This window comes from Luedemannella helvata, assembly GCF_039528415.1.
Classification (GTDB): Bacteria; Actinomycetota; Actinomycetes; order Mycobacteriales; family Micromonosporaceae; genus Luedemannella; species Luedemannella helvata.
In genome coordinates this window covers 1-24,097 of sequence record NZ_BAAALS010000026.1, presented here as the reverse complement: position 1 = coordinate 24,097, position 24,097 = coordinate 1, and the positions used below count along the sequence as shown (strand labels likewise).

At 70.8% G+C, this 24,097-nt stretch carries 22 protein-coding genes and 1 riboswitch; of the genes, 9 read left to right on the top strand and 13 right to left on the bottom strand.

The window, feature by feature from the left end:
• Positions 1–28: 28 nt before the first annotated feature.
• Positions 29–1,384 carry a GH1 family beta-glucosidase gene (locus ABD191_RS22510; RefSeq protein ID WP_344085530.1) on the bottom strand — a complete coding sequence of 452 codons (1,356 nt, stop codon included), beginning with the start codon at positions 1,382–1,384 and terminating at the stop codon, positions 29–31.
• 17 nt (positions 1,385–1,401) lie between these two features.
• On the opposite strand from ABD191_RS22510, the gene ABD191_RS22505 reads away from it, so the two are divergent.
• Both ABD191_RS22505 and ABD191_RS22500 read left to right on the top strand, forming a co-directional pair.
• Positions 1,402–2,109 (top strand): GNAT family N-acetyltransferase, encoded by a 708-nt coding sequence (locus tag ABD191_RS22505; protein ID WP_344085528.1) that lies wholly within the window; start codon positions 1,402–1,404, stop codon positions 2,107–2,109.
• The gene (locus ABD191_RS22500) at positions 2,093–2,950 is read left to right on the top strand and encodes a lysophospholipid acyltransferase family protein (protein WP_344085525.1); all 858 of its coding nucleotides are present in this window, start codon (positions 2,093–2,095) and stop codon (positions 2,948–2,950) included. The genes ABD191_RS22505 and ABD191_RS22500 overlap by 17 nt, the downstream gene beginning before the upstream one ends.
• A 37-nt stretch (positions 2,951–2,987) precedes the next feature.
• Here the strand turns inward: ABD191_RS22500 and ABD191_RS22495 are convergent, their stop codons facing one another.
• A complete protein-coding gene (locus tag ABD191_RS22495; RefSeq protein ID WP_344085522.1) occupies positions 2,988–3,704 on the bottom strand; it encodes a DUF6082 family protein in 717 nt (238 codons plus the stop codon).
• Positions 3,705–3,825: 121 nt separating this feature from the next.
• On the bottom strand, positions 3,826–4,212 hold the full coding sequence (locus tag ABD191_RS22490; protein ID WP_344085519.1) for a DUF6232 family protein: 387 nt from the start codon (positions 4,210–4,212) through the stop codon (positions 3,826–3,828).
• Between the two features lie 463 nt (positions 4,213–4,675).
• Positions 4,676–4,847: riboswitch (cyclic di-AMP (ydaO/yuaA leader) on the top strand.
• Positions 4,848–4,857: 10 nt separating this feature from the next.
• Here ABD191_RS22490 and ABD191_RS22485 point away from each other — a divergent pair.
• Both ABD191_RS22485 and ABD191_RS22480 read left to right on the top strand, forming a co-directional pair.
• Entirely contained in the window at positions 4,858–5,856 is a 999-nt protein-coding gene (locus tag ABD191_RS22485; protein ID WP_344085516.1) for a C40 family peptidase, read from the top strand.
• Positions 5,857–5,897: 41 nt separating this feature from the next.
• Positions 5,898–6,371, top strand: a complete 474-nt coding sequence (locus ABD191_RS22480) for an Rv0361 family membrane protein (RefSeq protein WP_344085513.1) — start codon at positions 5,898–5,900, stop codon at positions 6,369–6,371.
• Positions 6,372–6,430: 59 nt separating this feature from the next.
• Here the strand turns inward: ABD191_RS22480 and ABD191_RS22475 are convergent, their stop codons facing one another.
• The 4 genes from ABD191_RS22475 to ABD191_RS22460 all read right to left on the bottom strand — a co-directional run bounded on the left by ABD191_RS22475 (position 6,431) and on the right by ABD191_RS22460 (position 11,386).
• On the bottom strand, positions 6,431–7,372 hold the full coding sequence (locus ABD191_RS22475; RefSeq protein ID WP_344085511.1) for a sigma-70 family RNA polymerase sigma factor: 942 nt from the start codon (positions 7,370–7,372) through the stop codon (positions 6,431–6,433).
• Positions 7,373–7,607: 235 nt separating this feature from the next.
• Positions 7,608–9,209: a mucoidy inhibitor MuiA family protein gene (locus ABD191_RS22470; protein WP_344085509.1), complete on the bottom strand. Its 1,602-nt coding sequence runs from the start codon at positions 9,207–9,209 to the stop codon at positions 7,608–7,610.
• A 36-nt stretch (positions 9,210–9,245) separates the two neighbouring features.
• A complete protein-coding gene (locus ABD191_RS22465; protein ID WP_344085507.1) occupies positions 9,246–10,628 on the bottom strand; it encodes a GH1 family beta-glucosidase in 1,383 nt (460 codons plus the stop codon).
• Positions 10,629–10,642: 14 nt separating this feature from the next.
• Positions 10,643–11,386, bottom strand: coding sequence for an HAD family hydrolase (locus tag ABD191_RS22460; protein WP_344085505.1), 744 nt, complete (start codon positions 11,384–11,386; stop codon positions 10,643–10,645).
• Between ABD191_RS22460 and ABD191_RS22455 the strand changes: the two genes are divergently transcribed.
• On the top strand, positions 11,297–13,813 hold the full coding sequence (locus ABD191_RS22455) for a glycoside hydrolase family 65 protein (protein WP_344085502.1): 2,517 nt from the start codon (positions 11,297–11,299) through the stop codon (positions 13,811–13,813). The genes ABD191_RS22460 and ABD191_RS22455 overlap by 90 nt on opposite strands.
• 35 nt (positions 13,814–13,848) lie before the next feature.
• On the opposite strand, the gene ABD191_RS22450 is transcribed toward ABD191_RS22455, so the two are convergent.
• The 3 genes from ABD191_RS22450 to ddaH form a co-directional block, all read right to left on the bottom strand.
• Entirely contained in the window at positions 13,849–14,925 is a 1,077-nt protein-coding gene (locus ABD191_RS22450) for a glycoside hydrolase family 18 protein (protein ID WP_344085499.1), read from the bottom strand.
• A 243-nt stretch (positions 14,926–15,168) separates the two neighbouring features.
• Positions 15,169–16,398 carry an ornithine--oxo-acid transaminase gene (gene rocD, locus ABD191_RS22445; RefSeq protein ID WP_344085497.1) on the bottom strand — a complete coding sequence of 410 codons (1,230 nt, stop codon included), beginning with the start codon at positions 16,396–16,398 and terminating at the stop codon, positions 15,169–15,171.
• Between the two features lie 4 nt (positions 16,399–16,402).
• On the bottom strand, positions 16,403–17,194 hold the full coding sequence (gene ddaH / locus ABD191_RS22440; protein WP_344085495.1) for a dimethylargininase: 792 nt from the start codon (positions 17,192–17,194) through the stop codon (positions 16,403–16,405).
• A gap of 145 nt (positions 17,195–17,339) precedes the next feature.
• Between ddaH and ABD191_RS22435 the strand changes: the two genes are divergently transcribed.
• From ABD191_RS22435 to ABD191_RS22425, 3 genes are read left to right on the top strand one after another with little or no spacing between them, the layout of a single operon-like run.
• A complete protein-coding gene (locus tag ABD191_RS22435) occupies positions 17,340–17,861 on the top strand; it encodes a VOC family protein (RefSeq protein WP_344085492.1) in 522 nt (173 codons plus the stop codon).
• 56 nt (positions 17,862–17,917) lie between these two features.
• Complete coding sequence (locus ABD191_RS22430) at positions 17,918–18,769, top strand: hypothetical protein (protein ID WP_344085490.1); 852 nt, start codon at positions 17,918–17,920, stop codon at positions 18,767–18,769.
• 17 nt (positions 18,770–18,786) lie between these two features.
• Positions 18,787–19,659, top strand: a complete 873-nt coding sequence (locus tag ABD191_RS22425) for an LLM class F420-dependent oxidoreductase (RefSeq protein WP_344085487.1) — start codon at positions 18,787–18,789, stop codon at positions 19,657–19,659.
• Here the strand turns inward: ABD191_RS22425 and ABD191_RS22420 are convergent, their stop codons facing one another.
• On the bottom strand, positions 19,660–20,655 hold the full coding sequence (locus ABD191_RS22420) for a serine hydrolase (protein WP_344085484.1): 996 nt from the start codon (positions 20,653–20,655) through the stop codon (positions 19,660–19,662).
• A 267-nt stretch (positions 20,656–20,922) separates the two neighbouring features.
• Here ABD191_RS22420 and ABD191_RS22415 point away from each other — a divergent pair, with 267 nt between their 5' ends.
• Entirely contained in the window at positions 20,923–22,338 is a 1,416-nt protein-coding gene (locus ABD191_RS22415; RefSeq protein WP_344085481.1) for a protein kinase domain-containing protein, read from the top strand.
• A gap of 308 nt (positions 22,339–22,646) precedes the next feature.
• Here ABD191_RS22415 and ABD191_RS22410 read toward each other — a convergent pair whose 3' ends face one another.
• Complete coding sequence (locus tag ABD191_RS22410) at positions 22,647–22,928, bottom strand: hypothetical protein (protein WP_344085478.1); 282 nt, start codon at positions 22,926–22,928, stop codon at positions 22,647–22,649.
• 796 nt (positions 22,929–23,724) lie between these two features.
• Complete coding sequence (locus ABD191_RS22405) at positions 23,725–24,039, bottom strand: RICIN domain-containing protein (protein WP_344085475.1); 315 nt, start codon at positions 24,037–24,039, stop codon at positions 23,725–23,727.
• Between the last annotated feature and the right edge of the window lie 58 nt (positions 24,040–24,097).

Below are 24,097 nucleotides of genomic sequence, written 5' to 3'. Positions count from 1 at the left end.
CGATCGAATCCCCGGGCCGTGCGCGTTTTCAGCCGTTGATCAGGCCCTTCAGCCAGTGGTAGCTGTCCTTCGGCGTGCGCGCCTGGGTGTCGTAGTCGACGTGCACCAGACCGAACCGCGGCGGGTAGCCCCGGGCCCACTCGAAGTTGTCCAGCAGCGACCAGTGGAAATAGCCGCGCAGGTCCACCCCGTCGGCGATCGCCCGGGCCGCGGCGGCCAGGTGCGCCTCGGTGAACCCGATGCGCGGCGCGTCGTCGACCCGCCCGTCCGGCCCGACCTCGTCCAGGTAGGCGCATCCGTTCTCGGTGATGTAGATCGGCGGCAGGGCCGGGTAACGCTCCCGCAGCCCGGTCAGCGTCGCGTAGAGGCCCTCCGGCTCGATGGGCCAACCGATCCCGGTGCGCTGCGGCGCCTCGGGCACAAAGGCCTCAACCCCGATCTGGTACGCGCTTCGCGCCGCGCGGCCTTCGGCCGGCAGCGGCGAGTCCCGGACGTGCACCCGGTAGTAGTAGTTGACGCCGAGGAAATCGAGCGGCGCGGCGACGGTCTCCAGATCGCCGTCGACGAGAAACGAGAAGTCGGTCAGATCGCCCCACACCTCGGGTGCGTCCGCCGGATAGCGTCCGCCGAGCAGCGGCTCGGTGAACAGGCGGTTGACCAGCAGATCCTGCCGGCGCGCGGCGGCCTGGTCGGCCGGGCTGCCGGTCGCCGCAACGGCCGGCGACATGTTCAGCGTGACGCCGACCGGGGCGCTCACCCGCTGCCGCAGCTCGCGCACCGCCAGGCCGTGGCCCAGCAGGAGGTGGTGGGCCGCCGCGAGCGCTCCGTGCCCCTCACGGGTGCCGGGCGCGTGCCGCCCCTCCGCGTACCCGGTGATCGAGGAGCAGTAGGGCTCGTTCAGCGTGATCCAGTGCCCGATCCGGTCACCGAGGGAGTCGGCGAGGATCGCCGCGTACTCCGCGAAGCGCAGCGCCGTGTCCCGCGCGCGCCAGCCGCCCTCGTCCTCCAGGGCCTGTGGCAGGTCCCAGTGGTAGAGAGTGGCCCACGCGTCGATGCCGCGCTCGGCCATGCCGTCGAGCAGCCGCTTGTAGAAGTCCAGGCCCTTGGCGTTGGCAGGCCCGCGCCCGGTCGGCTGCACCCGCGGCCACGCGATCGAGAACCGGTACGCTCCCGCGCCCAGGCCCGCGATCAGGTCGAGGTCCTCGGCCCAGCGGTGGTAGTGGTCGCAGGCCACCGCGCCGCTCGCGCCGTCGGCCACCGCGCCGGGGACCGCGGTGAAGGTGTCCCAGATCGACGGACCGCGCCCGTCCTCGTCGACGGCCCCCTCGATCTGGTACGCGGACGTGGCGACGCCCCAGACGAAGCCGGGCGGGAGTCCGATCATGAATCGCAGGGTACCCGGTGTTCATCCGCGATTGGCACGAAGAACCATGGTGCTTCGCCGAGGAACTCGGCGCCCGGCTGCGCTCCCCTGTCCCGGGCCTGGACGTCGACGAGTTCGACGACCACTGCGACCATCTCGTCGTCCGCGAGGAGCACACCGGCGAGACCGTGGGCACCTACCGGATGCTGCCCCCGGCGAAGGCCGCCGCCCTCGGCCGCCGGTACGCCGACGGCGAGTTCGACCTGCGCCTGCTCGCGCCGCTGCGCGACGCCGTCGTCGAGACGGGCCGCTCGTGCGTGCACCCCGACCACCGCTCCGGCGCGGTCATCAATCTCATGTGGACCGGCATCGCCCGCTACCTGCACCTGATGGGCAAGCGCTGGCTCACCGGCTGCGCCTCGGTGCCCGTCGGCGACGGCGGCGTGGCCGCCCGCGCCGTGTGGGGCATGGTCCGCGGGAAGCACCTCGCCCCGCCCCGCCTGCGGGTCACCCCGCACAACCCGTACCCACTGGAGCAGGACGACCCGCTGCCGCGCGCCGCTGCCCTGGCCCTGACCCCCGCGCTGCTGCGCGGCTACCTGCGCCTGGGCGCGTGGGTGTGCGGGCCGCCCGCGTACGACCCCGACTTCGCGGTCGCGGACTTCTTCATCCTGCTCTCGCTGGACCGGATCGACCCACGCTACCTGCGCCACTTCCTCGGCGACGTCGATGAACCCGCTCGGTGAGCACGTCACGGTCGGCGCCTGGGTGGGTTACGGTCCGCAGCCGGGCTGCGGCGCCGGTTGCCTGCCCGGCGCCGGCGCGGTGCCGGCCGCCGGGCCGCTGCGCCGCGCGGCCCGGTACGCCGGCATGGCCCTGCTCCTGCCGGTCGCGCTGGCGCTCGGCGCCGCCCTGCCGCTGATGCCGGGCCCGGTGCGGCGGGCGGCCGTGCGCGGCTGGTTCCGGGCACTGCTGAGGGCCGCCGGCGTGCGCCTCGTGGTCCGGGGTGTGCCGCTCGGTCGCTCCCCCGCGCTCGTGGTCGCCAACCACGTGTCCTGGTTGGACATCCCGGCCCTGCTCGCCGTGGGGACGCTGCGGGTCGTGGCCAAGAGCGACGTTCGCGGTTGGCCGGTGGTCGGCGCCCTCGCCGCCCGCGCGGGCGCGATCTTCATAGACCGTACGCGCCTGCGCGGCCTGCCCCGCACGGTCGCCGAGGTGGCCGACGCCCTGCGGTCGGGCCACAGCGTGCTCGCCTTCCCGGAGGGCAGCACCTGGTGCGGCCGCACGGCGGGCCGCTTCTATCCGGCGGTGTTCCAGGCGGCGGTCGACGCACGCGTGCCGGTGCGCCCGGTGCGCCTGACGTTCCGGCTGGCGGATGGCACCGCCACGACGGTCGCCGCATTCGTCGGGGACGACACGCTGCTCGACTCGGTACGCCGCGTCGTGGCGATCCGGGACCTGACCGTCGAGGTGACGTTACGACGGCCGGTTGTCGCCGTTGCGCGTCTGAGCGGAGCCCATGGGACGCCGGCTTCGCGGCGGGCGCTTGCTCACCTGTCGCACGGGTCCGTCGTCACGTCTGGTTGACATCGCCAACCTGGCTGGCCTTCAGGCGAGCCGCCTGCTACGCCCGGTGCGGCTGCCGTTCACCGACCTTCCTGGACAATACATACCCAAGAAGAAGTCCACCGGCGAAGCTCACGGAGTGGGGACGGGACCGCCTGGACGATGGCTCCGTACGGGGGCTGACCATCACTTCGTCCTGCTCGGCGGGGGTTTCCCAGGCAAGCCGGGCCGGCAGCTTGACGGCTTCGACATAGGCGTCATCGACCAGTCGGATAAACCGCCGGAGTCGCCGGTCAGAAACTGCCCTACGCGCCTCACCGTGTTTCTCCCAATACGAACGGCCTGGGGTGCGGGAGAACAGGCTCATGGCGGCGGCGGTGACGGCCACCTCGGTCATCTGGCCGAGCAGCCACGAAGTTTCCCAGCTCGAAATGATCAGATTCACATACGTGATGCGGCGCGCTTCCACTGCGCTTGCGGCCGGGTGGCCCCAGCACTCCAGGAGAACCGGGTCGTCAAGGGCCGCCATGATGAGCCCCGCGTGCTGTTCGCGCTGCGCGAGAATCCGGCTGTGCCGCGCCTGGCGGGCCTGCAGGAAGACGGATATCCCGACGCCGAGCAAGGCGATGGCCGAGAGAACGGCCGCGGCGGCGCCGTACGTCTCGCCAATGGAGCTGAGCCGTTCCCACTCGCTGATGTCGCCGCGAAACAACGTCAGCGCGAATGGCGAAAGCAGGACTCCGACTACCAGGCTGAGCACGATCGTGGCGACCACCGCCCACCGCAACCCGCGACCGGCGATGCCGCGGATGTGATCCGATCTACGGTGCACCATTCGTCCCGCCTGAGGATCGGTTGACGTACATCATTGCTAGCACGTCTCGACAAGACACCGCCTACTCCGAGGCGTCTCTCGGCTGGTCGATGATCCGGTACACCATGCGGTGAACCTTGCCGAACTCGACTGCGTCGCGGCTGGCGTAGATATGCAACCAATCTCCCCGGCACCGCACCCAGAGTTCGTACGGGCGGGTGTGCCAGCTGTGGACCGCCGCGCCGGTCAGCGCGACGACCAGGCAGACCGAGGCGCCGCCGACGGCGCAGCGCCAGAGGAGGTCGTCCATGCCGATGACGGCGGCAAGGCCGATGATCGCGATACAGATGGCGGTGACTGAGAGGGTCTGTGCCGAGGGGTGGCTCGGGCCTCTGGCGACGGACAGGTGCGTTACGTCGCTGAGGGGGTGCCAGACCCCGCGAACGTGCAGGCGGCCCTCCGTTAGCACTACGCCCGAGCGCGGAGAAGATGACGTTTCCCTTGGCCCGGGACGCTCAGGGTCAGCTTGGTGGGCGTCGGCGTGACTATGGCTCACATCGTTCTCCTACAACTCGTTCGCGCGGGTTGAGCAGGAGTGACGGCGTTCGGGCAGCGGGACGCCACCGTTTCACTGTGGCGTCCGGAGCCCTGATGTCATTGTGGGCCAGTTGGTGGGTCCGGGGATACCTCAAGGTGCCCCTGGGACTTCGATGACCGCCGCGTCCGCCCAGCTGGGTCGCGTGGGCGCATCGTTACGGACAGTAAAGAGCAAATTCACACATCAGTTGGACTTTGAACGACAAACGCGACAACTTGGCCTACCCAATCCCAGGCAGCTCACGTACGGTGGCTAGGCCTGGCCGGCCCCAGCCACCCACCCCCGGGTGGCCCGACCGGGCACCGCCGAATCGGCAAGCCGCCTGCTCGCGGCCCATTCCCCCGGGCCGCGCGTGTGGCCGGCCCCGAACCGGGGACCCACTTACGGAACGTCACCTCGACGCTCCGGCTCCCCTGGGGTGAATCCGTCCGCCCGCGGACGGTAGGGCGACCTTCCTTCCCGCCCGAACCCGTCAGCTAACTCGGTAGGCGGTAGTGGGAGAAGGAGTGTTCCCCCGTGCCACCAGCCCGCAGGCTGCTGCGGGTGGCTCGCGTGCTGCGACCGCTGCTCATCGCGGCGGCGATCGCCGGCGTGTTCATCGCGCCGAGCGCCGCACACGCAACGCCATCCGTCGAGGATCTGCGCAAGCAGATCACCGCCAAGTCGACCAAGCTTGAGGCGGTCGTCGAGCAGTACAACAAGGCCCGTGAGGACCTGAAGAAGAGCAAGGCCGAGGCGGCCGCGCTCGAGAAGAGCATGAAGCCGCTGCAGGCGCAGATCGACGCCGCGCAGGAGCGCGTCACCGCCATCGCGGTGCGGGCCTACAAGGGCGGCGACTTCGCGGCGATGAGCTCGGTGCTGGAGAGCGGGTCGGCCGCGACGGCCGTGGACCGGCTGACCACCATCGACCGGATCGCCACGTCGAACCAGCGGGAGATCGACGCCTTCCACGCGGCACGCCGCGATAAGGACGCCCGGGCCGCCAAGCTCGCCGACCTGGTCAAGAGCCAGCAGAAGACGGTCGATGACCTGGCCGCCAAGCGCAAGACCATCACCAAGGAACTGGATCACCTCTACGACCTGCGCCGGCAGGCGTACGGGTCGGCGCAGGAGACGACGAGTACGAACTCGAACTCGGGCGGCTCCAGCGCCCAGGCACCGAGCGTGTCGGGCAAAGCGGGCGTGGCGGTGCGCTTCGCCTACGGCGCCCTTGGCAAGCCGTACGTGTGGGCGGCCGACGGCCCCGGCGGGTACGACTGCTCGGGCCTGACCCTGGCGGCCTGGCGGGCGGCGGGCTACTCGCTGCCCCACAACGCCGCCATGCAGTACAACCAGCTCCCGAAGATCAGCCGCAGCCAGCTGCGGGCCGGCGACCTGGTCTTCTACAGCGGGCTGGGCCACGTGGCGATCTATGTGGGCAACGGCAAGGTTATCCACTCGCCGACGTTCGGCGAGGTCGTGAAGGTCGCCTCGGTCGACATGATGTCGATTTACGGGTACGCCCGCGTCGCGTGACGGACGGCGACGACGTGCGCTGGGCCGATAAGGTTCGGCGCATGTCGTCGCCTCCACCGCCGGGCTGGGACCCGTATCAGCCCCAGCCGAAGAAGAAGCGCAGCGTTCTCAAGATCGTCATCATCTCGATCGTGGCCGTCGTGATCCTGTGCGGCGGCGCGGTCGGCACGGGCATCTACTTCATCGTCCGCACGGTGGACAACGCGACGCAGCCGATGCGCGACGCCGCCACGGGCTACCTCGACGACCTGCGCGCCAACAACTACGAAACAGCGTACGGGCGCCTGTGCGGGCGGGTACGCGACCAGTACAGCCAGGCGCAGTTCGTCGCCGCGGTGAGCGCCCGGCCGCTGACCGGCTACACGGTGGTCGGCTTCAACGTGGCCAACCAGAACGGCCTGGTGGACGGCAACGTCACCGTCGAGCGCACCAACACCGACGGCACCAAGGTCCGCCACATCATCCCCATGGTCAAAGAGGGCGACACCTGGCGGGTCTGCGGCGACCCGGACTGACCTCGCGACGTGAAAGGGCCGGCCCTCGACGGGCCGGCCCTTTCACGTTGTCCTTTGTCCTACGCGGCGCGCAGGCCCTCCGAGCGGGCCAGCTCGCGCAGCCGGCCGAGCGCCTGGATCTCCAGCTGGCGGATCCGCTCCCGGGAGAGCGAGAACCGCGACGCGACCTCGGTCAGCGAGTGCTCGCGCCCGTCCTCCAGACCGTAGCGGGCCCGCATGATGCCGGCCGAGCGGTCGTCGAGGTGGTTGAGCAGGCCCTCGATGCGCTGGCGCTCCATGGCCGCGAGCACCAGCTCCTCCGGCGACGGCGCGTCCGCGTCGGAGACCAGGTCGCCCAGGTTGGTGTCGCCGTCGTCGCCGACCGGGGTGTCCAGCGACACGGTGTCCTGCGACCACCGCTTGAGCTCAGTGACCCGCTCCAGCGGCACGCCCATGGCCTTGGCCAGCTGCTCGGGCTCCGGCTCGGCGCCGTGCTCGCGGGTGTACTGCCGGGCGACGTTGCGCATCCGGTTGACGTCCTCCACCAGGTGGACGGGCAGCCGCACGGTGCGCTCCTGCTGGGCGATGGCCCGGCTGATCGCCTGGCGGATCCACCAGGTCGCGTATGTCGAGAACTTGTAGCCGCGGACGTAGTCGAACTTCTCCACGGCGCGCACGAGGCCGGTGTTGCCCTCCTGGATCAGGTCCAGCATCGGCATACCGGAGCGCACGTAGCGCCGCGCGATCGACACCACCAGGCGCAGATTGGCCCGGATGAACACGTCCTTCGCGTCGGCCCCGTCGGCGACCAGGCGACGTAGCTCGTCCGCTGTGGCCCCTTCGGGGATCTTTCCCTCGTCCAATAGGTACTCGGCGTAGAGCCCCGCCTCGATCGCCCGGGAGAGGTCCACCTCCTGGGCCGCGTCGAGCAGCGGAGTCTTCGAGATCTCGTGCAGGTAGACACCAACCAGGTCGCGCTCCTCGGCGACCTCATCGGTTCGTAGTACCGTAGTCTTCACCACTGCTCGGGTCCCTCCCCGTCGTCGCACGCCCCTACCGGGTTGTGCCCTTGGGCTGTGCCCCTGACACAACAGAGCCGGGGCCACGATGATTCCGTTCCCGGCGTCGTCTGCGTCACATTCGGGTGACGAGCGCACCTCAGGGCACCACTTACCGTGACCGGCCTCACCAAGCTATTCGGGATACCCAAGCAAAAGGTTTGGCTAACCCGATAGACGCGCGGGAAACGGCGCAGGTTCACTCCCGCCAGCCGGCCACTTCCACGCCGCGGCCCAGCTCCACCCGCACCCCGAGATGGATCTCGCGCACCGCACCCGGCTCTAGATCGAAAACCCACGTGAGTACGCCGAGGTCGCTGCGCTCGGACGGCGTGGGATCGATCTTCGCGTCCTTCACGGTGATGTCCGGATCCCTCGCCACCGGGATCTGATCGAGGACGGTGACCCGTGCCGGGCGGGGTGTGTGGTTGCGCACAATGATCTTGTGCTCGGTCTCCAGCCGCCGCGACGAGCCGAGCACCGCCTTGCTCGACGTGCGCCGCACCAGCTCCCGCTCGACGCGCAGCCGGTCGTCGACGCCGAGCGCCAGCTCGACCTCCTCGCCGGGCGCCCATGTCTGCAGGGCGGTGCTGCCGATGAAGTCCCCGCCGTGGAACACGGCCGCGAGGCCGGGCAGCAGGGTGTGCGCCGAGGAGTTCGTGACGACCGCGCGCAGGTGCGCCTCCGCCGCGCGTACGGGGGCCGTGAGGTAGTCCAGCGCGGCCTCCAGGTCGATGACGGCCACGGTGGCCCGGTGCGCCCCGCCGTCGGCGGGCACGGCCACCGGCCGGGCCGGCTGGTAGGTGGCGGCCGTCACGCCCTGCTCGACCGTGGCGGAGACGCCGGTGATCGGGGCGGCCGCCTCCGCGTCCATGGCGGCGGCGTAGGCCTGCATCGGCGGGGCCGCGCCCGGCGCGGCCATGGCCAGCACCGGGCCGCCGCGCGGCGCGGCCGGCGGCGGAAGCGGCATGGGCCGGATCCGGTCGAGGTACCAGGGGTCCAGCTCGGGCACGATCACCTGCCCGGACGGGCGGGCCGTGGACAGCCGCAGGTCGCACTCGGGCCAGTCCTCGCCGGTGCGCTGGGTGATCACCCCGAACCAGGTGACGTTCAGCGTCCGCTCGGTCAGCCGCAGGTCGTACGCGCTGTGCCAGCCCGCGCCGTCCACCAGGTACGACAGCTCCAACTCGACCTGTCCGGTCTCCCCGGACGGGGTGAGCGCGAGGGCGACGGTCGCCGCCTGGCGGTCGGGGTCGCGCTGGCGCTTGCGCGCCTCCAGCCCGCGCTGGTACGCGGCGATCTGCTCCTCGACGCGCCGGCGGCGCTCGACCAGTTCCCGGCGCTCCCGCCGCACCTCGGCCTGCTGCGCGGCGAGCGTGCCGCCGAGGTCGACGGCGGCCGAGGCGTCCCGCTCGCCGGCCGCGAGCGCCCGGGCGAAGGCCCCGGTGGCGCTGCGGCCGAGCCGGCTGAGGAAGTCCAGCCGCTCGTCGGCGATGGCCTCGTCGTCGGCCAGGGCGGCGAGCTCGCCGCGGGCCTCCCGCAGCTGCTCCTCGAGCCGCTCGGCGGTCGCGTCGGTCGTGCGGGGCCGGTAGCGGCGGGCCACGTCGACCCCCAGCACGGTCGCCGGGCCGGTGCCAGCGACCCGCACCGAGTCGGTAACGAGCTGCAACGGCAGGTCGTCGAAGACGACCTTGTGCTCGCCGGCGACCAGGTCCACCCGACCGCGCCGGGTGATCCGGGCGCGGTCGGGATAGACCGTCACGGCGACGATGGGGGCGCTGACGATCACGGGTTCGGTCACGTGGCCGAGGCTAGTCGCCCCGGGCAAACCCGCCGGTCAGGCGGCGGGTATGGCGTTGGCGCGCGCGACCTGCCCGTACCACTGGGCACTGGTCTTCGGGATGCGCTCCTGGGTCGCGTAGTCCACATAGGTCAGCCCGAACCGCTTGGCGTAGCCGTGTGCCCACTCGAAGTTGTCGAGCAGCGACCACGCGAAGTACCCGCGCAGCGGGACGCCGGCCGCCAGCGCGGCGTGGCAGGCGCGCAGGTGCGCGTCGAAGTAGGCGACCCGGTCGGGGTCGTCGACGGTGCCGTCGGGGCCTGGCTTGTCCGGATACGCCGCGCCGTTCTCGGTGATGTAGAGCGGCAGGTCGGGGCACACCCGGTGCACGTCGAGCAGCTGCTGGGTGAGCCCGGCGGGGTCGACGTACCAGCCCATGTCGGTGACCGGCAGGCCCCGGCTGATCTGGCGGACCCGCTCGCTGCCGATCCACGGCGAGTGGATGGCCGGGTCGTGGGGCTCTCCCTTGGCGGCGGCGACCGCGTTGCGGCTGTAGTAGTTGAGCCCGAGCAGGTCGATCGGGGCGGCGATCGTGGCCAGGTCGCCGTCCTGGATGTGGGCCAGGTCGCTGACGGGCGCGAGATCGGCGCGCAGGTCGGCCGGGAACTCGCCGCGCAGCAGCGGGTCCAGGAAGATCCGGTTGCCGATACCGTCGAGGCGGCGCACCGCCTCGGCGTCGGCGGGCGCGTCTCTGGCCGGGATGAAGGCGTGCAGGTTGAGCGTGATGCCGTACTGGCTGTCCGGACGCTGCGCGCGCATCGCCTCGACGGCGAGCCCGTGGCCGAGCAGCAGGTGGTGCGCGGCCCGCAGGGTCGCGACCTTGTCCTGGTGGCCGGGGGCGTGCTCGCCCGTGCCGTAGCCGAGCATGGCCGAGCACCAGGGCTCGTTCAGGGTGATCCAGTGCTTGACCCGGTCGCCGAGCGCCGCCTCGGTCAGCGCGGCGTACTCGGCGAAGCGGGCGGCCGTGTCGCGGGCCGGCCAGCCCCCGGCGTCCTCCAGCTCCTGCGGCAGGTCCCAGTGGTAGAGGGTGACCCACGGCTCGATGTCCCGACCGAGCAGGTCGTCCACCAGGCGCCGGTAGAAGTCCAGCCCAACCTGGTTGACCGGGCCCCGCCCGCCGGGTTGCACGCGGGGCCACGCCACCGACAACCGGTACGCGTTCAGGCCCATCCCGGACAGCAGCGCCACGTCCTCCGCCGAGCGGTGGTAGTGGTCGCAGGCCACGTCCCCGGTGTCGCCGTCGCGCACCTTGCCGGGGGTGTGGCTGAACGTGTCCCAGATCGAGGGCGTCCGGCCGTCTTCGGTCGCCGCGCCCTCGATCTGGTACGCCGCGGTGGCGGCGCCCCACCGGAAGCCGTCGGGAAAGTTGAGCTGAGTCATGCGCCAGAGCGTATCTACACCAGCGTGCGGAGGTCGTCCGTCACCACGTCCGCGCCGTTCTGGGCGAGCCCTTCGCCCTCGCCACCGCGGTCCACCCCGACGACGAGGCCGAACGCGCCGGCCCTGCCGGCCCGCACGCCGGCGATGGCGTCCTCCAGCACGACCGCGTCGGCCGGGGCGACACCGAGTTCCTCGGCCGCCCGCAGGAACGTGTCCGGCCGGGGCTTGCCGGGCAGGTTGAGGGCCTTGGCCTCGATGCCGCTGACCCTGACCTGGAAGTAGCCGTCGAGATTCACCCGGCGCAGGACCATCGCGCAGTTCTCGCTGGCCGAGACGACCGCCAGCCGGCGGCCGGCGTCGCGGGCGGCGTTCAGCAGGTCGACCGCGTCCTCGAACACCTCGACCCCGTTGCGTTCGAGTTCGGCCAGGAAGAACCCGTTCTTGGCGTTGCCGAGGCCGTAGACCGTGTCCACGTCATGATCATCCGGCTCGCCCATGGGCAACGAGATTCCACGCGATTCGAGAAAAGTGGCGACCCCCTCAAAACGGCGCCGACCATCGACATACCGCACATAGTCGGTGGCGATCTCGAACGGTTCCTGCGGCTGTCCGGTCTGCCGCGACCAACGGTCCAGGAACTGATCGAACAGCTGTTTCCAGGCGCGGGCGTGTACGTCCGCCGTCTTCGTGATCACACCGTCGAGATCAAAAAGAAGGGCCTCGTACCGCAGGGCTTTCACCCCGGCCTCGTCCGCCATATTGGTTCCCCCAACTCCGTCATCCAGCCGATCCGCATAACCCGATCGTCATATATTGTTCCGATCGTGTTACAACGTGACATTGTCCTGCCACCGGCGCACGTCTACGTGCCCGATGAGTGGCGCATCGTCGAGACAAGGTACTCAGACGAGTACCTTGGTCGAGCCGAGACCGTATTCGCCTTGAGCAACGGCTTCCTGGGTGTCCGTGGGACGTTCGAGGAGGGCCGTCCGGCACTGCTGCCGGGTACGTTTGTTAACGGCTTTCATGAAACGTGGCCCATCGTTCACGCCGAAGAGGCGCATGCCCTGGCTCGGGTCGGTCAGACGATCATCAACGTCCCCGACGCCACGGTGTTCAAACTCTATGTGGACGACGAGCCTCTATTTCTCGCCACGGCCCGAGTGCAGGACTACCGGCGCGTTCTTGATATGCGCGCCGGCACATTGACCCGTGAGTTCACCTGGATCCTGCCGAGCGGCAACCGCGTACGCGTCCGCTCGACCCGGGTGGTCTCACTGCGTCACCGGCACCTGTTGGCCATGACATACGAAGTGACCGTCCTGGACGAGGCGGCGCCCATCGTCATCTCGTCCCAGGTCATCAACCGGCAGGACACGCGTCCGGCCGACGAACTGCCCGAGGACCGACCCACCGACCCGCGCCTGTCGCGGGTGCTGCCCGACCGGGTCCTCAACGCCCGGGTGATCGATGCCGAGGACAACCGGGTGGTCCTGGGCTACGTCACCACCAACAGCCGGATGACCCTGGCGGTCGGCGTCGACCACGTGATCGACGCGGAGTCGGAGTACGAGACGACCGTCTCGGCCGACGGGGACGGCGGCGAGCTGCTGCTCACCGCCGACGCCCAGCCGGGGGTGCCGATCCGCATCACGAAGTACGCGACCTACCAGGGCTCGCGCAGCATCCCGGCCTCGGAACTCACCGACCGTGGCCGGCGCACCCTGGACCGGGCCGTCCGCGCCGGCTTCGACAACCTGCTGGCCGAACAGCGCGAGCAGCTGGAGCTGTTCTGGGAGCGGGCCGACATCCGGGTCCGCGGCGGCGTCAACGAGGTCCGCTACCAGCAGGCCATCCGCTGGAACCTGTTCCAGCTGGCGCAGGCCTCCTGGCGGGCGGAGAACGCCGGCATCTCGGCCAAGGGCCTGACGGGGCAGGCCTACGACGGCCACTACTTCTGGGACACCGAGATCTACGTCCTGCCGTTCCTGGCGTACACGCACCCCCGCCTGGCGGCCAACCTGCTGCGGCACCGGCACTCGACCCTGGATCGTGCGCGGGAGCGTGCCCGCGACATGAGCCAGAAGGGTGCGCTCTTCCCGTGGCGGACGCTGACCGGGGAGGAAGCGTCCGCGATGTTCCAGGCGGGCACCGCGCAGTACCACATCAACGCCGACATCGCGTTCGCCGTGCGCCAGTACGCCGAGGCGACCGGCGACCGCCAGCTGCTGGCGGAGACGGGCGCGGAGATCCTCGTGGAGACCGCCCGCTTCTGGGAGGACCTGGGCTTCTACGGCGACGACGGCAAGTTCCACATCCACGGCGTGACCGGGCCGGACGAGTACACGACCGTCGTCAACGACAACACGTACACGAACCTGATGGCCCGGCTGAACCTCAATTACGCCGCGGCCACCGTGCGGCGGCTGCGGGAGGAGCAGCCCGAGGACTACACCGTGCTGGCGCACGCCGTGGGGCTGCGCAAGGACGAGGTGGAGTCCTGGGAGCAGGCCGCCGCGGCGATGCACGTGCCGTTCGACGAGGTCCGCGGCATCCATCCGCAGGACAGCACGTTCCTGGAGCGCGAGGTCTGGGACCTCAAGACCACGCCGAAGGACAAGTTCCCGCTGCTGCTGCACTACCACCCGCTGGTCATCTACCGGTACCAGGTCATCAAGCAGGCCGACATCGTGCTGGCGATGTACCTGCTGGGCGACGAGTTCTCGGAGAACCAGAAGCGGCGCAACTTCGACTACTACGACCCGCTGACCACGGGTGACTCGTCGCTGTCGGCGTGCGTGCAGTCGATCATCGCGGCGGAGATCGGGGACCAGACCCGCGCGCTGCGCTACTTCAACTACGCGCTGCTGATGGACCTCGCCGACGTGGCCGGCAACGCCGAGAACGGGGTGCACATCGCCTCGACCGGCGGCGTGTGGGCGGCGCTCGTGGGCGGCTTCGGCGGCTTCCGCAACATCAACGAGACGCCGTACTTCTCGCCCGCCCTGCCGAAGATCTGGACGGACCTGGAGTTCTCGTTGCTCATCCAGGACCGCCAGCTGCGGCTGCACCTGCGTCACGACGAGGAGACCTACACCCTCGACAAGGGCGAACCCCTCGACATCAACGTCCGCGGCCAGGTGTACACCCTCAACGCTGGGGACCCGCTCGTCCTGCGCCGCTAGTCCACCCGTCCGGCTGAGCCCGCTCCTGGGCTGGCTCAGCCGGCATATCCGGCCACGATCGAGGCGAACTCGTACGGCCGCTGGGCCACGCCGCTGCAGGTCGCCACCGCCCACTGCGCCAGCGCCGGCGTCGGGCACGCCCGGTCGCGGTTGAGCGACCAGAACGACACCCAGCCCAGCCGCCGCGACCGCGCGTAGTCCACGAGGGAGCGCGCCTGAGCCGGCGACAGCTCCTCACCCCGCAGGTCCGCGTGACCGATCATCAGCTGCAGCCCCAGCCGCGCGTACACGTCCGCGTCCGTCCCGCCGGTGAGCCCTTTCACCTGCCCGCTGGCCGCCTCGACGGCGCCCCGGATGTCGGCTGTCGTGGTGCCCGCGCCCAGGTTGAACGCCATCAGGTTCACGATGTCGGGGCGTACGCCCGCGTCCAGCGCGGCCTTGAGCGCGCCGACCGCTTCGGGCGGCAGGCCGGTGCGCGCGACCGGCAGGGTCAGGCTGATCCGCAGTGGCCGGTGTGCCGCGCGGGCCCGGTCGAGCAGCAGCCGCACGGCGCGCATCCGCCGACCGATGCCGACGGCCAGGTCGTCGACCTCGTAGTCCAGGTCGATGCGCGTGAGGTCATAGGCCTCAACCACCTTCTGGTACGCGTCGGCGAGCGCGCGTTCGCTGGCGCACCCCGCGCCCAGCTCCGTGCCGGCGGCCCCGCCGAACGACACGGCGACGTCGCCGCCGCGCCGCCGGACGCTGTCGATCGTGGCGGTCACGGCGGCGTCGGCGCCCACCGGCCGGGCGGGATCGCCCTGCCAGGCGGGCCGGCAGCCGCCCGCGTCGAGGACGAACGCCAGGATCAGGTCGCGGGCCCCGGAGGCGTCGAGGGCCCGGCCGACGAGGTCCACATCGGAGCCGAGCGGCTGGTAGTACAGCGGCGCCCGGAAGGCTGACGCGGGCGCCGGCGCGGGACGCGGAACGGGCGGTTCCATCGGCGACGGCGCCACCACGATGGCCGGCTGCCCGGCGTCGGTCAGGTCGCCGAGCGCCATGCCGGCGCCCGCGCCGGCCGCGGCGAGGATCGCCACGGCGGCGACCTTGAACACGAGCTGTTGCGCGCGCATCCGCCGAACTCCCGTCTGCGGGCGGATTCCGCCCCGCACCGGGACAACGGCCGCGGGCCGCGCGCGGTTGCGGCCGGTCGGCGCGCCGGCCGGCCACCCCTCGGACGGGGATGGCCCGCTCGGGCCGCGTGGACAATCTGTGGAACCGCTGTGGACGCGTTGTCGACCCGTTGCGGCAACCGCCCGCCGGGGGCGACTCGGCCTCCCGGCGGGCGGGCGTCAGCGGATCAACCGGTGCCGGCGTCAACCAGCGAGCACGTCCGCGAAACGGTCGACCGCCCAGTTGACGTCGTCGTCGGAGACGACGAGCGGCGGCGCGAAGCGGACCGTCGAGCCGTGCGTGTCCTTGACCAGCACCCCGGCGCGCAGCAGGCGCTCGCACGCCTGGCGGCCGGTCATCAGCGCCGGGTCGATGTCGACGCCGGCCCACAGGCCGCGGCCGCGCACCGCGGTCACGCCGTGCCCGACGAGCCCGTTCAGCCGCCGGTGCAGCACGTCGCCGCGGTCGCGACCGGCACGCTGGAACTCGCCCGTGCGCAGCAGTCCGACCACCGCCCGCGCGACCGCGCAGGCCAGCGGGTTGCCACCGAAGGTGGAGCCGTGCTCCCCCGGCCGCAGTACGCCGAGCACGTCCGAGCGCGCGAGCACGGCGCTCACCGGGACGATGCCGCCACCGAGCGCCTTGCCCAGCAGGTACATGTCCGGGGTGACGCCCTCGTGCTCCACCGCGAAGGTCGCGCCCGTCCGGCCGAGCCCCGACTGGATCTCGTCGGCGATGAACAGCACGTTGTGGCGCGTGCACGCCTCGCGCACGCCCGCGAGGTAGCCGTCCGGGGGCACCAGCACGCCGGCCTCGCCCTGAATGGGTTCGAGAAGAACCGCGACCGTGCTCGCGTCGATGGCGTCCGTCAGCGCGTCCAGGTCGCCGTAGGGCACGATCACGAACCCCGGCGTGTACGGGCCGAAGTCCGCGCGCGCCTCCGGGTCGGTCGAGAAGCTGATGATCGTGGTCGTACGCCCGTGGAAGTTGTTCGCGGCCACGATGATGGTGGCCTCGTCGCGGGGTACGCCCTTGGTCTTGTAGCCCCACTTGCGGGCGACCTTGATCGCGGTCTCGACCGCCTCGGCGCCGGTGTTCATCGGCAGCACCATGGCGTCGTCGCCCAGCCCGGACAGTTCGGCGAGCTCGCGACAGAAGGGCCCGAACTGGTCGTGCAGGAACGCGCGGCTGGTCAGCGTGACGCGGTTGAGCTGCTCCTGGGCGGCGGAGATGAGCGTGGGGTGGCGGTGGCCGAAGTTCAGCGCGGAGTAACCGGCGAGGCAGTCGAGGTACCGGTTGCCCTCGATGTCGGTCACCCAGGCCCCGGAGCCCTCGGCGATCACCACGGGCAGCGGGTGGTAGTTGTGCGCCGTCCACCGCTCCGCCTCCGCGATCGCGGCGGTCGAGGCGAGGTGTTCCATGATCGAGGTCATCGGCTCAGCTCCTCAGTTCCAGTGTGCAGCACTTCGGCCCGCCACCGGCCTTGAGCAGCTCAGACAGGTCCACGGGGACGGGTTGGAAGCCGCGCCCGGCCAGCTGGGACGCCAGCCCGACCGCCTGGGTCGGCAGCACCACGTGGCGGCCGTCGCTGACCGCGTTGAGTCCCAGCACGGCGGCGTCCTCGGCGCTCGCCAGCAGGGCGTCCGGGAACAGGCGCGCGAGCACGCGCCGGCTGCCCTCGCTGAAGGCCTCCGGCAGGTACGCGATCTGGTTCTCGGCGAGCACGGTCAGCGCGGTGTCCAGGTGGTAGAAGCGCGGGTCGACGAGCTGCAGCGTGACGACGGGACGGCCGAAGAGCTCCTGCGCCTCGGCGTGCGCGTCGTGGGCCGTGCGGAACCCGGTGCCGGCGAGCACGAACCGCCCGGCGAGCAGGATGTCGCCCTCCCCCTCGTTGATCTCCTTGGCGGCGTGCGGGGTGAACCCGTGCGCGGCCAGCCAGTCGAGGTACGCGGGCCCCTCGGCGGCCCGCTCGGGGAAGGCGAACTGAGCCCCGTATGCGATGCCGTCCACCACGGTCGCGCCGTTGGCGGCGAAGACCATGTCGGGCAGGCCCGGGATCGGCTCGATCTCGTCGACCGTGTGGCCCAGCTCGCGGTACGTGTCGCGCAGGTGGGTCCACTGGGCGACCGCCAGGTCGGCGTCGACCGGCGCGCTCGGGTCCATCCACGGGTTGATCGCGTAGTCGACCGCGAAGAAGGTTGGGCGGCACATCAGGTAACGGCGGCTCATGCGTCGAACGTTATGGCACTCGCTGATGCAACGGACAGGGCCAGATCATGCAATTGATGCGCGAATCATTGCGCGCTTGGCTCTTTTGACGGCAAGTTCGTTGCGTCGCCGGAATAGTTGTCCAGTCAATTAAGTTGTGAGTGGCATGGGAATCCACCGCCTCAACCACGCCGTCCTGTTCGTCTCCGACCTGGCCCGCAGCGTCGACTTCTACACCAACGTGCTGGGCTTCCGGCGCATCCCGATGACGCCCGATGGCTTCGCCGGTGCCGCGTTCCTCCAGGCGCCCGACTCCACGAACGACCACGACCTCGGACTGTTCGAGATCGGCCCCGGCGCAGGGCCCTCCGGCGCCGGCCGCGGGACGGTCGGCCTCTACCACCTCGCCTGGGAGGTCGACACACTCGCCGAACTCGAGCGCACGGCGCTCGCCCTGTCCGAGGCGGGCGCGCTCGTCGGCACCTCCGACCACGGCACCACCAAGAGCCTCTACGGCAAGGACCCCGACGGGCTGGAGTTCGAGATCGTCTGGCTGATCCCGGCCGACCTGCTCGACGACGCCGCCCGCGACAACCGCAAGCGGATCCGCCCGCTGGACCTGCGCCGCGAGCAGGCCCGCTACGGCGCGGACACCCGCGGCGGCGTCGGCATCTCCACCCCCGTCTGACGCTCACCGTCCCGCGTTCCGGAGCGGGAACCGGCACGGCGGAGTACAACCGAGGTATGGCGGACTTCCACGCCACGGTGGTGCACGAGTTACTCGTGCGCTACCTGGACGCGTGGACGGCGCGGGCGCTGCACGGCGCCCGCGCCGTCGCGTACGCGCAACTCAGCGCGACCGGCGACGACGCGGCCGGGGCCGCGCTTGCCGCCGTGCGGGTGTTCGCGGAGTTCGCCGACCGGGCGCGGGGCCAGGCAATGACCGTGCGTGTCGCCTGCCCCGATGACGCGACCGCCGGGCGCGTGCGGGCCGCGCTCGCCGCCGAGGCGCCCGCCGACGTGACGATCGACGTGTCGGCGCGCTCCCAGCCCGTACTCGATGACAACGCGAACGTGTTCGCGTACCTGGACCACCGCGGGGAGGAACCACCCACGGCCGCGACCCTCGCCGCGCTCGGCGAGCGTCGCGGCCTGGAGGTGCTCGTGCGCGGGCCCGCCGTGGCGCTGGACGCGTGGGCGTGGTGGGCATCGGTCGACCTTGTCGACCGGACGGGATCCGTCGAGACGGTCAGCTTCGGCGCGGGCGACGAGCGGGCGCTCACGGTGTTCAAGGACGAGCTGTGGGCGCTGGACGAGTACGCCGGGATCCGGTACGTCGACCCGGGCGATCCGGAACGGACGCCGCTCGACATCTCGCTGCGCCCGGCCCTGGGACCCCTGCGGCGGGCGGTGTGCGCGCGGCTCGGCGAGGGGCCGCTGACGCTGGGCGCGCTGCGCACCTGGGCGCTGGGGGCGACCATCTACCGGGCCGACGACGTGACCCGCGCCGCGACGGAACTGCACCACAACGGCACCGTGCGGCGCGACCCGCCGGGTGGGCGGCTCACGCTGGCGACCGTGCTGAGCTTGGCCTGAAGCGTAGGGTCGACAGCATGAAGATAGGCGTGCAGATCCCTGATTTCACCTATCCCGGCGGGCCCGCCACGTTGGGCGTCGACCTGGCCCGCATCGCCCGCACGGCCGACGAGGCCGGCTTCGACACCATCGCCGTGATGGACCACTTCTTCCAGATCTCCGTGGTCGGGCCGCCGGAGAACGACATGCTCGAGGCCTACACCACCCTCGGCTACGTGGCCGCGGTGACGACGCGGGCCTGCCTGCTGACGTTGGTCACCGGAACGGTCTACCGGCACCCGGGAATCCTCGCCAAGACCGTCACCACCCTGGACGTGCTCTCCGGCGGGCGTGCGTGGCTCGGCATCGGCGCCGCCTGGAACGAGGAGGAGTCGCGCGGCCTCGGCATCCCCTTCCCGCCGGTCGCGGAGCGGTTCGAGCGCCTGGAGGAGACGCTGCGGATCTACCAGCAGATGTGCCTGGGCGACGAGACGCCGTTCACCGGTCGCTACTACCAGCTCGATCGGCCGCTCAACCGGCCGCTGCCGCTGACCCGCCCGTACCCGCCGATCATGATTGGCGGCGGCGGGGAGAAGAAGACCCTGCGGCTCGTCGCCCAGTACGCGGACGCCTGCAACCTGTTCCCCGGACCCGACCTGGAGCGCAAGCTCGACGTCCTGCGGGCGCACTGCGACGCGGTGGGCCGCGACTACGACGAGATCCACAAGACCGTGTACTACCGCTTCGACCTCGGCACCGCGGGCGAGCGGACCGGCACGATCGTCGCCGAACTGGAACAGCTCGGCAAGCTCGGCATCGATATGGCCATCGGGCAGGTCCGCGACGCGTACACGCTGACCCCGCTGGAGATCATCGGCCGCGACATCATCCCGGCCGTGGCCGAGTTCTGATCAACCCCCGGTTGATGGCAGGACCTGGTCGGCGACCCGCTCGCAGACATCCCGCGTGTGGGCGAAGTCGCTTTCAGCATCGCCGGTGCTCGGGTAGCGCTGCAGCACGGACATCACCCAGGTGTCGCCGATGGCCAGGCACGACACGTGCCAGTGATTGTCCTCGTCGCGCAGCAGCCAGCCGTTCTTGATAGCCACCCTGGCGGCCGTCGCGGCGGGCAGGGCGTCGCGGATGCCGAAGTCGCCGTCGCCGCGCACCTCGCGCATCATGTTCAGCACCCACGGCGTCCACCGCGCGCCGGCGGCCTTGCCGGTGGCGATGCAGTTGCCCATCCGGACCGCGTCGCGGGCGGAGACCCGCGTGGTGCCCCACTCGTTCGGCACGACGGTCGAGTCGGTCAGCCCACAGACGCTGATCAGCCGCTGGATGGAGGCGGTCCTGCCGTTAGCCGCGAAAATCTTGGCGGCGGCGGCGTTGTCGCTGTCCCGGATCATGATCTCCAGGTCATGCAGCGTGCTCTCGCTGGGCGTCACGCCCCGCGCGGCGGCCATGCGCAGGTAGTCCGAGGCGAGCCACGCCTTGATCATCGAAGCGGTGGTGCTCTGCGCGGCGATGTTGGCCGAACCGACGATCCTGCCGGTGGTGCGGTCGAGCAGCGCCCAGCTCCAGAACCCGTCCGTCCCGACGCGCACGGTCGTCGGCGTGGGCTTGCTGGCCTTTCTCGGGCTGGTCTTCTTCGCGGTCGTCTTCTCCGGGGTGGCCTTCTTCGGGGTGGCCTTCTTCGGGCTGGTCTTCTGCGGGGTGGTCTTCTCGGCGGGCGTCGAGGCGGCGGCAGCGTCGCTGACCGGCGGTGTCGGGGTGACCTCGGCCGCGCTCGCCGGGGCGAGCGGCGAGCCTGGCACGAACCGCAGGGCCAGGCCGGCCGTGACCAGCGCCACGAGGGCGAGGACCAGCCGCAGCCGCCGGGCGGTGACCGGTGAGGCGTGATGGGACACGGGGGGGTTACCTCGGGGGGAGGAGACGTGCCGCGAGGGCCGAAAGGCCAAAGGTAGCGTCGCGGCCCGGCCACCGAGGAACGATCGTGAGCCAGGTAACTAGCTCGGATACCTGATCAACGGCCGGTTTGTTACGGCGTTCAGCGGATTCATTTAAAGCGCGTAACAGAGCTCAGGCGGCGACCCGTCCGCGTTCACTTCCGTCCTCCGCACGGTCGCCTCGAAGCCAGGTGGTTCTCCGGCCACCCGTGTGTGAGGGTGTCCAGCGTGACCGTACGCATTCTGGCCAGCCGGTACGAGCTGCGCTCCGCCCTCGGCCGCGGCGGTATGGCGGAGGTCTGGTCGGCGTACGACCGCCGACTCGATCGCGAGGTCGCGGTCAAGATGATGGACCCCGCCGGCCTACGCGACCCGTCCGCGCTGACGCGATTCGACCGCGAAGCGCGCATCGTCGCACGACTGTCCCACCCCAACATCGTGGCCGTACACGACGTCGGCGCGGACAGTGGGACGCCGTTCCTCGTCATGGAGCTCGTGACCGGCCCGAGCGTTGCCGACCTGCTCGCCGCCGGCCCGATCGAGGTACCCCACGCGATCGACATCGCGACACAGATCTGCGACGCGCTCACCGCGGCACACGCCGCCGGCATCATCCACCGCGACATCAAGCCGGCCAACCTCCTGCTCACCGAGCACGGCCAGGTGAAGGTGTGCGACTTCGGCATCGCCCGCATCACGACGGCCGACCAGGTACACCTGACAGGCTCAGCGCAGACAGTCGGGACCAGCGCCTACATGGCGCCCGAACAGATCAACGGCGAACCCGTCGACGCCCGCACCGACCTGTACGCCCTCGGCTGCGTCCTCTACGCCATGCTCACCGGCGACCCGCCATTCGCCGGCGACAACCCGTTTCACGTGGCCGTGCAACACGTCCGCGACACCGCCCCACCGCCGTCAAGCCGGCGGCCGGGCCTGACACCCGCCGTCGACACCCTCGTGGCGCAGCTGCTCGCCAAGCAGCCCACCGACCGGCCGGCCACGGCCACCCAGGTCCGCGCCACCCTCGCCCGACTCGCCTCCGTCCCGCACGCGACCGCGGCCCCACCCCTCGCGCCCCGGGCAATCCGCGCCAGCGCGACCGTGCCGCATCCCACCCGGACCATGCCGGTCCTCCGGCCCGCGGCCGACCCCGCCCAGCGACCGGACGGCTTGCGCATCGGGCCGGCCGGGGCGGCGCTCGTCGCCCTCACCGCCGCAGCGGTCGTGGCCATCAGCTTCGCGCTGTTCCTCGCCCTCCGGCCGGACCCCGCTAAACAGCTGGCCGTGCCGCCGACCAGTAGCCCCACCCACGCGGTGCCCAGCCGGACCGAACCGTCAGTGGCGTCCCCCACCGACGCGCTGGACGCGCCGGACGCTCTCGCCGCGCTCACCGCTGAATTCGACACGCAGCGACGCGACGGTCAGCTCGACGCGAAGACCGCCCGCGAGCTCGACAGGCGGCTCGACGAGATCCGGCGCGCGATCGACAAAGATGAGGCGGACAAGGCGGGCGAGAAGACCGCCGACTTCCGCGAGAAACTCGATGAGGCGTACGAGGACGGCAAGCTGGAGCATCCCGCCTACACCGCCCTGCGCCAGCGCGTCGAACAACTGGCCACCACCCTGCCAGAGGCCAACTGAGTACCCGCGTTCTGCCTGGTTTTGGAAGGAATATCACGTTACTAAGGCTGGCCGGAACCGATCGGAGATCGCTAGGTTTCTGCCGTTGCCAACCGAGCGCCGTTAGCTCAACCGCAGCCTCGCCGCCAGACCGCTCCGGATCTCAAGACATGGCCAAAGCGACAAACACTGCGCCTACCTGCGCCGGCTGTTCACGTCCGGCCATTGGTTGTCCAATCGCGGCCAGCACACCGGTGGCAAGGACGGATGGGAAGTGGTGGCTGAACTCAATGCAGATGCCCCGGGTTCGACACCCCGGCCGATCCAGCTCAGCAAGTTTCGTTGTTGGCAGCGCTGAGCCTCGCGCATGCCAGCACCGTCAGGACAGATCCGAGCAGCAGTGCCGCGACGGCCAAGCCGGTCCCGACCTCGGGTCCCGTGTCGACGGCCACGGAAATGATGCTGGCCTTGTAGAGGGCATCGCTGTCGCGCGGCTGCGGCCAGCTCGGCCACGCCGCGTCCACGGCGAACCAGACCGCCGTGCCCAGTATCGTGGCGCCCACCACCGCGATCGAGGTAGCGGTGCCGTAACGCCGGGCCGCGCGGCGCATGCCCAGGCATACCCGCCAAGCACAAGCAACGTCGCCATGGCAACATCGGTAAACGAGCCGGTCAACCCTACGGTCGGCCTCAACGGGAGGAAGGTGACGAGCGCCAAGGTGATCAGCGTGGCCGGGATAACAGTCAGCGCGGCCCTGCCGAACCGGCGCAGCTGCTCCCGAGGCAATCTGCCGATGACTGCGCCGAAGCAGAAGCAACTCAGGACCAAGCAACAGGCCACAGCCAACTGTCGCAGGAACTGCTCCCACTGCCCTACCGGGTCGGTCACCAGCGCGATCAGGTCGTTCGCGCTCGGTGGTGTGTTGCCGAACGGCAACGCCACCCATCCCCACAATTCCACAATGCCCGCAAGGGTGAGCAAAAGCAGGCCGCCCCGCAGCAGCAGGCGTGTCGACCGAGGCACAGCGGGACTGGCCACCGCCGGATGAAGGGCGACGACGCCCAGCGCGACGACGCCGCCTATACCGGTCGCCCAGGCAGACCCGAACAACGCGCCCACGACGGCGAGCAGCACGGCCGCGACGAGCGCCAGAAGCGGCTTCGCTGACAGCACCCCCAAAGAGTAGACGGCGAGCCCCGAACCTGGCGCTCGGCTGGAACGACCACTAACCGCACCGCCGACTCTCCCACGCCAGATCACTGCGGCCGCTGCCCGACGCGGGCATAGACCGCGCCGACTTGCCCGACTCGGCGTACGCCGCCGTGATCGACTCGGCGCGTCATCCGTGAGAACAACAAGCGCGTAACCAGGCCGCACGGGTTTTTCGGCACCCACAAGGACAAGGCTCAGCTCACCAGCGCGGCGCCGTCCACATCGCCCTCCGACAGCGGCTTCTCCAGGCACCGGTTGGCGGCGGCGTTTCTGATCCGGTACGTCAGCGGCGGGATACTGCCGCCAGCCGGTATCGCCTCGAATGTCCAACGCTGTTTAGCCACGTCGGCGCCAACGCCCACCCGGTACGGCCGTACCAGCACCGGGGTGCCGGCCGCGGTGTCGTCAACCGTGAGGACGTTGGTGTCGCCCGGCTCCGCCTGCCCGATGGCCAACGGCTGCGAGGCCGCCGCATATGCCGGCACGGCCGGAACGACCAGCACACCCACCGCTGAGCTGTGTCAAGGATCTTGGACAGTTCCTCGGTTGGTTGCTACGCCGCGAGTT

Coding starts and splice junctions, on each gene's coding strand:
- ABD191_RS22510 (WP_344085530.1), bottom strand. CDS start 1,384: ATGATCGGACTCCCGCCCGGCTTCGTCTGGGGCGTCGCCACGTCCGCG.
- ABD191_RS22500 (WP_344085525.1), top strand. CDS start 2,093: ATGAACCCGCTCGGTGAGCACGTCACGGTCGGCGCCTGGGTGGGTTAC.
- ABD191_RS22480 (WP_344085513.1), top strand. CDS start 5,898: ATGTCGTCGCCTCCACCGCCGGGCTGGGACCCGTATCAGCCCCAGCCG.
- ABD191_RS22465 (WP_344085507.1), bottom strand. CDS start 10,628: ATGACTCAGCTCAACTTTCCCGACGGCTTCCGGTGGGGCGCCGCCACC.
- ABD191_RS22460 (WP_344085505.1), bottom strand. CDS start 11,386: ATGGCGGACGAGGCCGGGGTGAAAGCCCTGCGGTACGAGGCCCTTCTT.
- ABD191_RS22450 (WP_344085499.1), bottom strand. CDS start 14,925: ATGCGCGCGCAACAGCTCGTGTTCAAGGTCGCCGCCGTGGCGATCCTC.
- rocD (WP_344085497.1), bottom strand. CDS start 16,398: ATGACCTCGATCATGGAACACCTCGCCTCGACCGCCGCGATCGCGGAG.
- ddaH (WP_344085495.1), bottom strand. CDS start 17,194: ATGAGCCGCCGTTACCTGATGTGCCGCCCAACCTTCTTCGCGGTCGAC.
- ABD191_RS22435 (WP_344085492.1), top strand. CDS start 17,340: ATGGGAATCCACCGCCTCAACCACGCCGTCCTGTTCGTCTCCGACCTG.
- ABD191_RS22430 (WP_344085490.1), top strand. CDS start 17,918: ATGGCGGACTTCCACGCCACGGTGGTGCACGAGTTACTCGTGCGCTAC.
- ABD191_RS22425 (WP_344085487.1), top strand. CDS start 18,787: ATGAAGATAGGCGTGCAGATCCCTGATTTCACCTATCCCGGCGGGCCC.
- ABD191_RS22410 (WP_344085478.1), bottom strand. CDS start 22,928: ATGCGCCGCGCGGCCCGGCGTTACGGCACCGCTACCTCGATCGCGGTG.